4 protein-coding genes and 1 pseudogene are annotated in these 12239 nt (G+C 36.7%); 3 read left to right on the forward strand and 2 right to left on the reverse strand.

What is annotated here, in order from left to right; translation table 11 throughout:
- Together Q0135_RS09720 and Q0135_RS09725 are read right to left on the reverse strand one after the other, a co-directional pair.
- Positions 1 to 5470, reverse strand: a 5470-nt coding sequence (locus tag Q0135_RS09720) for a calcium-binding protein (protein ID WP_297990140.1), incomplete at its 3' end; no start/stop codon positions are given.
- Positions 5471 to 5566: 96 nt separating this feature from the next.
- Positions 5567 to 6295 carry a hypothetical protein gene (locus Q0135_RS09725; protein WP_297923544.1) on the reverse strand — a complete coding sequence of 243 codons (729 nt, stop codon included), beginning with the start codon at positions 6293 to 6295 and terminating at the stop codon, positions 5567 to 5569.
- Positions 6296 to 8300: 2005 nt separating this feature from the next.
- Here Q0135_RS09725 and Q0135_RS09730 point away from each other — a divergent pair.
- The 3 genes and pseudogenes from Q0135_RS09730 to Q0135_RS09740 all read left to right on the forward strand — a co-directional run.
- Complete coding sequence (locus Q0135_RS09730) at positions 8301 to 9917, forward strand: TolC family protein (RefSeq protein WP_297990141.1); 1617 nt, start codon at positions 8301 to 8303, stop codon at positions 9915 to 9917.
- Positions 9918 to 10075: 158 nt separating this feature from the next.
- Entirely contained in the window at positions 10076 to 11032 is a 957-nt protein-coding gene (locus Q0135_RS09735; protein WP_297990142.1) for a hypothetical protein, read from the forward strand.
- A pseudogene (locus Q0135_RS09740) lies at positions 11013 to 12239 on the forward strand (hypothetical protein); the annotation flags it as partial. The gene Q0135_RS09735 and the pseudogene Q0135_RS09740, both read left to right, overlap by 20 nt.

The following is a 12239-nucleotide window of genomic DNA, read 5'->3' on the forward strand; positions in this document are numbered from 1 at the left end:
CGTCACCACCGTAGAGGATGTCGTTACCTTCGCCGCCATTAAGTGTGTCGTTACCGGCTTCGCCATAAAGGGCGTCATCGGCGTCTTGTCCGTAAATGGTATCGTTTCCGGTCCCGCCATGAATTTCATCCTTAGCATTGGCTCCATAAATGGTATCATTACCGTCGGTTCCTTTAAACATAGTTTGTTTTTCTAGTTCGCTAAGAGATAGTTTCGTTCCGTCTGCAAATTCGAAATTCTCTATAATACCGCTTCCGTAAACAGTTCCGTTCCAATAGTAAACCTTATTTAATGTTAACTTATCATCCGTTCCTTTGATAGAAATTTCAAGGTTATCGATATTATTGTCAGCTCTTTTTACAAGCAGATCGTTTACGGTTATTCCCTCTTTAAATTTAATCGTATCGTTACCTTGACCATCATAGATAGTATCCGCTCCATCACCTCTACCGAATATATAGGTATCGTTATGACTTCCGCCTTCAAGATAATCATTACCGGACCCGCCTTCTAAGATGTCGTTACCGTCACTGCCATAAAGAGCGTCATTGCCTTCACTCCCATAAAGGGTATCGTTACCGTTACCGCCGTAAAGCTTGTCGTCGCCGTCACCACCGTAGAGGATGTCGTTACCTTCGCCGCCATTAAGTGTGTCGTTACCCTTGCCGCCTCTTAAAGTATCGTCAGCGTTATACCCATAAATAACATCATCGCTGTCTGTACCGATTAGACTTAGGTCTAGTATGTCTTGCATACCCATCGTTTCGCCATTGTCGAATAAGAAATTCTCTACGTAATAGCTCGCATTACTTGCGTTGTATCGCAGCAAAATAGAATCCGTCTGGCTATTTTTAAATGAAATTCTTATATCATCGCCGGTGCGTCTCACCACGATATCATCTTTGCTTATACCTGCTCCAAATTTAATCGTATCAGATCCACCGCCGTCTAGTATCGTATCAGCTCCGTCGCCCAGATTGTAGATATACGTATCGTCGCCCGCACCACCTTCTAGATAATCGCCTCCTTCGCCTCCTATCAAAACATCGTCTCCGATACCCGCATAAACTTTATCGTTTCCGCCTCCGGCGTCTATATAGTCGTTTTGTGAGGTTCCACTTATGGAGTTTTCCCCGTCGTCGCCTTTTAAAATTTTATCTGCTAAAACTTCGTAGATCGCAGGATTTTCCACGCCCAGAGCGGTTAAGTTTTTGCTTAACGCAAGAGCCAAATTCGGCTTATAGGCACTGGCGTCTTTTGCCAGCTTTTTTAAATTTACCATCTCTTCATACTTTTTATCGGCATAGAGTTCCTTCATCTTGTTTTTAAAAGCGCTAAAATCATAATCCAGCTTTTGCGTTTCATTATCCAGCACCATATATTCGGTATCCAGTACGTTTTTATAGGTTGTTTGAAGCTCGATCTGGGCGTATACGTAATCCTCAAACCTCTGATATAGCTCATGTAGATATCTCGAGACCGTAGAATTCGGATGTCTTCCTTGGTATACATGGACGAATTCTTCTCCGCTTAATGCTTCATAGACATTTAGCTCTCTTGCGTCGCTCATCGCGCCTCTGCCGCTCGTAGGATTGTTTTCTACTCCCGCCCATTTATAAATCAGAGATTTTATCGCGGCTTTTCTATCTTTAGGCGACAAGCTTATATAATTTTGCAGTGCACTTTTAAGAGCTGCGTTTAGGCTCATCGCAGAGTGTAGATCATACATATTACCCATTGCCGACACATTAGGTAGGTTTAAAATTTCAGTTGCGATCTCTACATTAGGCGCTCTTGAGTCGCTTGGATCGACTTTAAAATTTACGTCGGCTATCTCTGCGGTTTTGCCGTCTTTAAAAGTAACTTTTGAGACCTCTTTTATTATATTTTCCGCATTTTGTAAATTTTTATTTTCGTAATTCAGATCAATAGATTTGATCTGTGAATCTTTTATATTGCTAAGCTCATCCTTGCTTGAGATCGCATCCGAGTTTTTATCCTGCCATAAAAGAAGCTTGCTCCAAATTTCATCTTTTTCGTCGATCGTTCCGTCTTTATTGGAGTCATATTTTTTAAGCTCCTCAAAACCGTTCATAGAAGATCCGTCTCCGAAAAGCTCGCTTGCGTTGTCTATCACGCCGTTGCCGTTTTTGTCTAGTGCTAAAAACGCTTCGTTTTTACCTATCCAGCCGGTAGCTTCGGCAAAACCGTTTAGATCGTGATCGAAATTTATGGCTCCGTTCATCTTTATGAGTTCTATGCCGTCTCCGCCAAGATCCACTACGAGCGGATCGTAATATTTAGGATCGCCAGGCTTTTTATCTTTATCATCGTCTTTGATGACGAATTTACCGGATTTTTCATTTACGTATACGGTTGCATTAGAGGATACATTGTATAATCCTCCGTAAAATTTAGAATCCTCTTCCTCTTTTTTGTCGTCTTCCCAAGTAGCGGCTATGAATTTTTGCCCCGATTCGGTTATTTTTATCTTTTTTCCGTTTGCGTAGGCAGTGATGCGCTCCCCCTTTTTTAACCCCCTATTTAGAAATATAGTTCCTTGTATCTTTTCTGCAATCTCCGCGACGGTACTTCCTTTCGTGCTTATGTATACAGGAGTATCATCGTCAGTGATGGTTATGTGGCCTATTTTTTTAACGGAAGCGGATATATTTGGGCTAGAGTCAGTTTTCCAAGGAGCTATTGTAATTTTGCGCTCTTTTTGAAGGTTTACTAGATAATCCCCGTCATATTTATACTCATAGGTTTTATCTTGATCTTCCGCTTTGAACTCTAAAGTGTCGCCGTTTGGCATATATAGCGTAATAGTTTCGTTTTCTTTCAGCTTTCTTGATAGCGAAACGTTAACTTTGGCTATTTGATTTTTTGTATCGCCTTCTTCTACGGTAACATCGTCTATGCTTATATCGATTTTATCGACTAGCTTTATCTCTAAATCACCGCCGTCATTTTCATATTTATTATAGTTGTTTATTGTTATAGAGCCTTTTGAGAAGGGAAGATCATCGGTTACGGTCAGTGTTTTATCATTAAGATTATAGGTAAAATTATCTCCTTTGTAAATTTTACTTCCGGCTTCTGTTTCGACTCCTCCGCTTAAATGATGGGTTCTATGAAAATAAATTTTTCCCTTTCCATCATCATCTTTTATTATATCATTTGTATTTACGCTATAGGTATCGTAGCCCTCTCCACCATATAGTTCATCAGCATCATCATCGTCTCCCGCATTTATAGTATCGTTTCCGCTACCGCTTCTTACGATATCTTTGCCTTTACCGGCATAGATAGTATTGTGTGAGTTTCCGCTTACCGTTATTTGATCTCTGTCTTTACCAGTATTTATGTAATTTAAATTGTCATTTTGGGATGTTAAATTTACTGTATTTTCTCCGTCGCCTAAATTTAATACATTCACACCGCCATTTACCGTGATAGTATCTTTGCCGGCTCCTGTAGATATATTATTTATGCTGGCAGAGGTGATATTTATGATATTATCTCCGTCCCCTAAATTTAGAGTATTTTGCTTACTTTGTTCTATGGTTACGACATCTTTACCTCTTCCGCCATAAATTTTATTGACCGAATTTTCCCTATTAATGGTTACGGTATTACTGGCGCCTTTTGCATAATCTTGATCCATGCCATTTATACTATCGCTATGGGTGTAGATATTATTTATCACTCCTTTTGCGCTTATGGTATCATTACCGGATCCGCCAAATATATTATTTATTCCGTTGCCGCCAAATATATGATCATCCCCCTCTTTGCCGACCAAAGTATTTGTATCGGTAGCTTTATCTTTAAATTCCTCAGAGTCCGCATACAAATAATCCGTTCCTCTTGAGCCTATTAAAGTATCACTACCGGAGTTTCCATACAAATAATTCGTAGTATTAGTATCGTCAAAATTGGCGGCAAGCTCATCTTGATCTTCTACAAAAATATAGTCTTTATTGGTATCGGCATAGATAGTATCATCTCCGCTGCTACCATACAGCCTATCGTTTCCTGCTCCTCCATAAAGAGTATTTGGTGATATGTCGCTACCATTGTCTTTACTCTTGTCCTTGCTTCTATTTCCGGCAAAGATTATATCGTCCCCCTTATCGCCGTATAGGGTATCGCTGCCGTCCCCGCCTATTAAAATATCGTCTTTATCGGTACCTGTTGCAGTATCAGCTCCACCGCCTAGAAGATATATAATTCCATTAGATAGTCTATCTTTGTGCGGATTAAGATTATTATTGAGCTTTTCTAAAAGCGGTAACTTTTGCGCCCTAGCTATTAATTCCTCTTGAGTAATGGCTAAGGATTGAGTTATATTTAAAATTTCAATTATTTCAAAAAATTTGCTTACACATAGTTTTAAAGCATCGTCTATTTTAACATTATGTTTCAAATCAACCGCAAGCTTGGTAACCGTATCTCTAATATTCCAGTTATCTAACTTATCACCATAAATGACATATTTGCCTTCTGCACTATAATTTATAACATTGGATTCATATATTTTTTCAAAATATTCAAAATATGCCTTTGCAAATTTATCCCACATATTTATCATTTTCGAACGGCTTAAATCTAAGCTCTTGCTTTCTATATTTTTTAATCTACCAAATTCCTTTGCAGTTATAGTAGCGCCGGTATTTCCTTCACCATAAAAATCATTTATAAAGTGAAGTTTAACTGTTTTACCAATATCGTTAGGGTCTGATATTTTTCTTAAAGTAGGGTTTATCATACTGGCTATAAGGCTATCACTTTTGAAATCGAAGTTATCATCCGCTAGCGTAAGTTTAAGATTTTCGATACGATTGGGAGTAATGGTTCCGTCGTCATTTATATCGAAAATATACTTTATACCATCTTCTTTTATTCTTGTATCAAATGAGAATTTAGATGAGCCAAACACAAAAGCAGCTTGAGCAAAATCTTCTACTTTATCTGGGTCTTGTTTATACATAGAAAAATCAAGGTTTGGCTTTTGAGCGCTTTCTTTAATTTGATCTTTTTTGAGATCTTTTTTTCCGCTGTAGCTATAGAATAATTCAACAAAATCTTTATGATCAAGGTTCAATTTGCCATTTTCAACTTTACTAGGGTTTTTAGCTATAAAATCTTTAAAATCTATTTTGTTGCCGAATTTATTTTTACATTCAAAAAATAAATTAAACATAGGTATAGTTGCGATGTTGATATGTTTCATAAACATATCGGCATTATAAATTTTAAAATATGTATTCATAAATTCGCTAACTTTAACATTGAGCTGAATAGATGTATTGTCGTATTTTCTGTTTGCATATTTTTCATCTACTATCTCGTCGTTCTTGGGTTTTTTATCGGCACTTTTGCCCCAGATATAATAACTCAAAACATCTAAAGCATAGTCGCCTTTTAGCGGTAAATCATATTCAACGATATTTTCATTCTCTTTCATGATATCCTCCTTCAGTATCTTAAGAATTCGTGTTCATGGATTTTGGCGGTTTTTCCGCAACTACTTTAAAACTATGCGATTGAATTTTTATCGCCCTTAATCTATCTTGCAATTTACATAATAATTATTTACTATTTGTCCAAATGTCTTTATATAGCCCTCGTAATTGTTATTATCTAAAATGTATCTTATATAGTTGTATACTTCTTCCTTAAAATTATTAACCCCATAACTGCCGTAGTGTAGAACCTTATTATGGTATTCTTCATAGTTATCGTAAGAGCCGTAAAATGAAATTTTTCTATATTCTATACAACTTCTCTTATTGATAAAACTATCCTTTGCGTAGATATCCACAAGGTCCTCGTCAGCGCTTAGAACCGCGAAAGCTTGTCTAATGGGTATATCCACATATTGTTCTGTTGGTTTACCATTCTCCCATTCACCCCCTTTAACGATGTCGTTCGTAGCCTCTTTTATGGTGTAATATTTCTTTAAAGCTTCGAAAGGCTCTAGCCTCTCAACCGAAACGTTTTCTATCAGTCCACCGCCCTCAAAATACTGATGTTTCGATATAATCGCGGTTTTATTTACGTCATTTTCGACCACTAATTTTAAGGTTCGCATTATCTCATCCGTAGTTGGGTTTTCTTCTATGATATAAAATTTAGGAGGCAATCCGCCTCTATCATCGCGCCGAACTCTATCAAGAAAGGTAGTGTCTAAGTATTTTTTTAAAATTGCATCGTCGCTAAAAGGAAATTTCATAACGAAAACGATTGAAAGCAGAGCCAGCAGCGATAAAATGTATTTATGCTTTTTCAAATTTATCCCCTTAAAATTTTGCTCGCGACTATACCCAATGAGCGCTTAATAAAATATAAATGTTTACAAGATGCGAAATTGCCGTAGTTTCGGTATGGATTTTTACTAGGAAGTCTGCTCTAAATTTTAAAATTTCACTTCACAGCGCAGCAAAATACAAAGCCTAAAGCCGAATGCAAGACGCGATGTAAAATAGGTAGCTATTCAAAGGCTAACAAACACCAAAACAGTTACCCAGCAAATATGAAATAAACAAATAATATAGGAATGTCAAAGAGCGATGAAAAGACCAAATAGTGAATAAAAGGATAAAGTAGACATTCTAAAAGCTTTTTACACTCATAGCACTAAAAGCAAGCATTGAAGCTTAAGAGTTGCAGCGATTAGAACGTTAGGGTGTTAAGGCACTTAAATGTTATTTCAAAGTAGAGCTTAAGTGTGGCACTTGAAGCAGCCGTAGCTTTTTAAGTAGCAACTCAATACATCAAGCACCTAAAATATTAATAAAGGTTAATGATGATAGAAGTATTAATGAAGGTAAGTAAATCGGGTATATACTGAAAATAGTAGACATAAGTATAACAAGCAAATTAAGTATAGTAAGCATAATAGCAACTAAACCAAGCATGGCAAGCATCGCAAGAATAATCAAGGAGCAAAGAATATCCGCATAATCCGCTTGATTGCAAATATATCGGAGGGCAGTAAAAACATTAAAAGAATAAGTGAACCAAGCAAATAAAGCATAGTAAGAATATAAAGAAACACGAGATGTATGCTGCTCAAAGTGGATAAAGCGTTGAGTTAAACACTCAATGCTCAATATAGGGAGGTATTAGACAGAAGTATTCGACAATTATAAGAAACTAAGAAGCCGGGGTTAAACAACATGGCAAAAACATTATAAATATCAAGCAGAATTTAAATAAAGCGGCATAAATTTAAGCAAGAAACATATAGGCAAATCCCACAAAGATCCATTTAAAATAACCGAGGATATACGCAAAAATCATCGCATTACGAATACCAGTGTAATACCCCGATGACAATATAAGCAAAATACTACCGCTGGCAGTTGCTACATTATACATATCGAAGCAGCTATAGCCAACTGGACTAAGATCAAAAGACGCAGTACTAAGTATCAAAAGATTCCAAACTGGACTAAGATTAAAAACATTATAAGGTGGCATAAATTCTAATAAACGGCAAATAAATAACGATGATTCTTTAACGACGGCAATACTCAAATATACAAACTAGCCCCAAACGATTAAGCACTACCCAACAACATTACCCAATAGCGCAACCCGTTAAAAAGCCATACCCGAATTTAAAATCGCTTCAAAAAGCAGAGGAGGTTTTTAAGGATAAGGATGTAAAGCACTCCACGTCATAGCATTAAAAGAAGCCATAAAGCATTGCAATCATAAAGAACAACATCTTTTGGGCTTATAGCTTTTGTAGTTATGATGACTAAAAAAATACGTATATGTATTTTAAATTTACGTGTAGCTGTAATATACAAAAAATATAGTCGAAAAAAGAGAACCCTTATAAAGCACTAAAACGTCTCAAATACGTCAAACAAGGTAAAACACGACGGAAAGACACACTATAAATATCCGTCAAGAGCCTATCGCCTCTTGACGGATAGCCCCATTCTATCGGTGTTTATAGCTTGTGCGTGGCACGCTTCATGGCGTAAAATGAAACGCATGGAACGGTAAATGAAACGACTTTTTCGGAGTTTGCTACATTCGATCCGCTGCCCCATTACGCTCTTGCAGCCTCTCTTTCGCGATCTCGCCTAAATACTCTTTCTTTAAGCGTTTTAGAATTTAATATGCGCCGATCGTTTTATAGACTAAGATATATACTCTGAAGCGCTCACTTAAATCTTGCGATTTTTAAGGCAGAACTTAAAATTTCATCCGCCGTTTTATAAAATTTTAATCCCCTTTCGTATAAAATGCATTAAAATTTCATTTATAAAGAGCTCCATTTGGATAAATTTAAAATAGCTTTCGCCGTTTTTGCTTTGATCTTGGGTGCGGATGCACTAAACGCAGCGGATAAATTTAATTCCGCTTCACAGCAATCTCTCTCCGATAGAGCGAACATACAAAGATCCGCCTCCTATAAAACGTCCGCACAAAAATCTACTCAAAACCAAGCAGCCGCGCCAAACGCTCAGAGCGCTTTGGAAAAATATCTCTCCACTCCCGAGATGGGCTCCAAACAAGATGTCTCGAAAAATCCAAGCAAAAACTCAAATTCGAAAGCCCCTACTAAAATTTACAGACTCGACAGATCAAAAATACGGGATATAAATCAAAAAAGACTAGACGGGGAGCTTGATTCAAATTTTAAAGCAGGTCTAAACTCCTTCTCTTTTGACGCGCTGTTAAAGCACACTCTGGCTAATTCTCCGAGTTTAAATTTAACCAGGCTCGATGTACAAAGCGCGCGCAACGAGCTTGAGTATCAAAAGGCCTCACGCTATCCCGAGCTTGGAATTAATGCCAATAGCGAATACGCCAAACGCTACGGCGCCCGCTACAACTCCGTGCAGATTGGCGATGATAGCCTAGTCTCGCAAAGCGGCTATGGAGATTCCGTCTCGCTTGTGCTGCGCCAAGATATATTTAAATTCGGCGCAGATGAGTTAGCGATCGAGGCTGCCGAAGAGAATATCAAACAAGCAGATCTTAAAAGATGCTCTTCGTATATGGATAGCTCGATTAAGCTTTTGGAGCTTTACGACGAGGCGCTCGGATATAAAAACAGAATAGAAATTTACGAGCGGTTAAAAGATGCCTACGAGATGCTTTATATCTATGAAAAGAGACTATCGGGCGCAGGAGAGCTAAGTAAAACAGCTCTGGCAGATCAAGCCATAGCATTAGCCGATACGAGCTATGAACTGTCTCAATTAGAACTAAACGCAAATAATGTTTTAAATAAAATTTACTCGCTCTCGGGGGTTAAAATTCCAAACGTGTTTTATCTCTCGGATCTAGGCGGAGCAAGCAGCGGCTCAGACTTTGTGCCCTTTGAAGATAGCGTAATCGCTAAAGGATTTGATCATGAATTGGCCGCAAATGAGCTGAGCATGAAATCGCAAGAAAGACTTTATTATCCTACCGTTTCGCTCTACGGCAGATACGATCTTTACGGCAGCGATAGAGACGACTTTAGCCGCGCCGGAAAGGATGTCAAAAGACATGGGTATAGAGCGGGGCTTACGGTGCATATGAGCCTATTTGACGGAGGCAAGCGCGCCGCACAGATTAAAGAAAAAGAGATCAATAAAGAGAGGATTTTATCTAAAAAAGAAGAAGCTAAATTAGAATACGAAAAGCAGATCGCAGATCTTAAACTCTTTCTATCTAAAAAAGATGAATACGATAAAATCCTATCCAATTCCTCTAAAATTTCAAAAGATATCCTAACTATGCAAAAGAGATTAAATGCCGGTAACGAAAGCTCAAAGATAGATGTCTTAAACTCCCTAATAGCTTCTTTAAAAAAGGAATTAGCTCTAAAAGAACATACGCAAAAAGCTAGCTTTAATATCAAAAAAGCGGAACTAATGTCTAGATATGGGAAGTGTGAGTAGGTTTTATATAGACAAAGTAAAACGGAATTTTTCTTGCCGAATAAAACAAACTATTTACCTACATAGCGCAGATTATTTTCATATAAAATGTCATATGTAATTTTATATTTTGTTAAGCTTAAATCGGCTATTATCGCCCGAAATATCAAGGAGTAAGCTTGCGCCTGAAATACCTTTGTATAATAGTTTTTCTGATTTGGGTTTGCATATTTATCGCCTTGCTACCTGCATATAGAATTTCAGCAATTTTAGAAGCGCTTGATTTTAGCGATAAAAACCTGACGCAAAGAGAGATCGTAGAGCTAAATTTAAAAGATTACCTAAAAAAGCTTCACTACTTAGATAACTATCCGCAAATAGATTTTGGCAAGATGGCAGATATTCACTTAGACAAAAACGGCTATGAGAGAGTAAGATTTTCATGGTGTAACGGCGATAAATATCCCGACGATAGATGCGAATTTTGGAAGCTGGATAAAAGACTAAATTTTGATTATCTAATGGATCTGGGCTCTAAAATTTGCAAAGACGGCGAGCCTATAAAAAATGCCGAAGAAATCGTAGAAAACGACGAGGTTTTAAAGCTACAGCTCTTTTATCCTTGGGAGCAAAAGCATTTGATTGACAAAGATGGAAATTTTATAGAGAATTTTATATATATGAGGTTTGGAGATGGCGCCAACCACTCATTCGACCTATTTACTGATTTTGTATTTATAAGTAAAAATGACATACAATTACCAATTATGCACGAAACAAAAACTAAAAAATTTGACATAATTACTCCAGAAAACAGATGTTATAGAAGGCTTTTAAACTCTATATTTAAGGATATATTTTATCAACAAAAAAAGAGCATATACCCGTTTTGCTATAACTATAAAAAGATAATTGATGAAAATATGGATTGCAATAGAGAATATATATTTTCTTTCATTTCAATATACGACAAGGGGAACAATCTCGATTATAAAACGATATTTTATAATAAAAATTTATACGATTATAAACATGAGACGGACATACTTTTCAAACAATACCAAAATTTAAAAAATCAAAAGAACAAGATAAATTTTAACTCGCAAGGAGAGGACAATGGAGCCGAAAGCAAATGATTTGCCTGAGGGAAGTGGCGTAGAAACGATTGATTTAAACGGCGATTATCCGCTAGAAGTATTAAGCTATTATATATGGGGGCAAAAAGAAAGACCCAAAGGCGATAAAATAGTTAATGAGTATTACGCCAATAGAAAATATGGCGATAAAAATATAAATTTAAATTTTTCCAAACAGCAATATTTAGAAAAATTTTTTGGTATCAAAAATACGGATGATTTAAAAGCTCTCTCTAAAAGATTTGGGCTATTTAATACATTTTTTAACTCAAACGGCAAAACTAAATCTGGAGCAAATTTAGATTTTAGTAAATATGAAGATACAATTATAAATGGAGAGATGGTTTTATCTCATGATAAATTTGTAGAAATTTTTTATAGGAAATCAAGTAACAAGGTTATAGAAGACGCTTCAAGAGCCGAACTTCCCGTATCATTTTACAAAGAAAATATAAATATGGGGGAAGAGTTTGCAAAGGCCGCTTTTGTATTTGGATCAACCAGCTTAACTTTTAACACTAATTTAAAAGACGATAAAGTGAAATATATCATTAAAGTCACAGAAAATCCTGACGGAACCAAAACTTACACCCCCGACAGAGTGGAAAACCTAAAATTCTCTCCTTCAAAAGATAATTTTGACTTTAAAGGCGGCGGTATTCAAGCTACTTTTGCAAATTTCCTTTTAGGACATCTCACGGATCCAAACGATATAGGCAAAACCGTGGACCTGACTTTCATTGATGGTAAAGACCAGACATACGCTAAAGAGGCTCTAACTATTACAAAAGACGAATTTAATACATATCCTAAAAAGCCCGAAGAAAACCTTACTTACGATAAATGCGTTCAAATCATATCAAACTATCTGACGTATTATAGAAAGATGCTAGATAGCGATGTATTCAAATACGATGCTGAGGGTAAATATCTAATATATGGCGATAAAGAAGATAATCAAGAAATCCACGATACCGTTACCAAGATATATTTTGACCTATCCACCAAAGTATATAAGGACAGTCTAGACCGTTCTATGATAGACGCTTTATTTGCAATAATAGGTAGTATGGGTAGGGAGTTATCTGCAAAGCAAATGAATAGCTTGGCTAAATTCGCCGAAGGTGAAATAGATAGATTATTCAAAGACGGTCATCTTAATCCGCACAAAGATAGACTATCTAATGGAATTATATATCTTCTAGGC

The sequence above is a fragment of the uncultured Campylobacter sp. genome (genome assembly GCF_937981295.1).
In the GTDB taxonomy this organism is placed as follows: domain Bacteria; phylum Campylobacterota; class Campylobacteria; order Campylobacterales; family Campylobacteraceae; genus Campylobacter_B.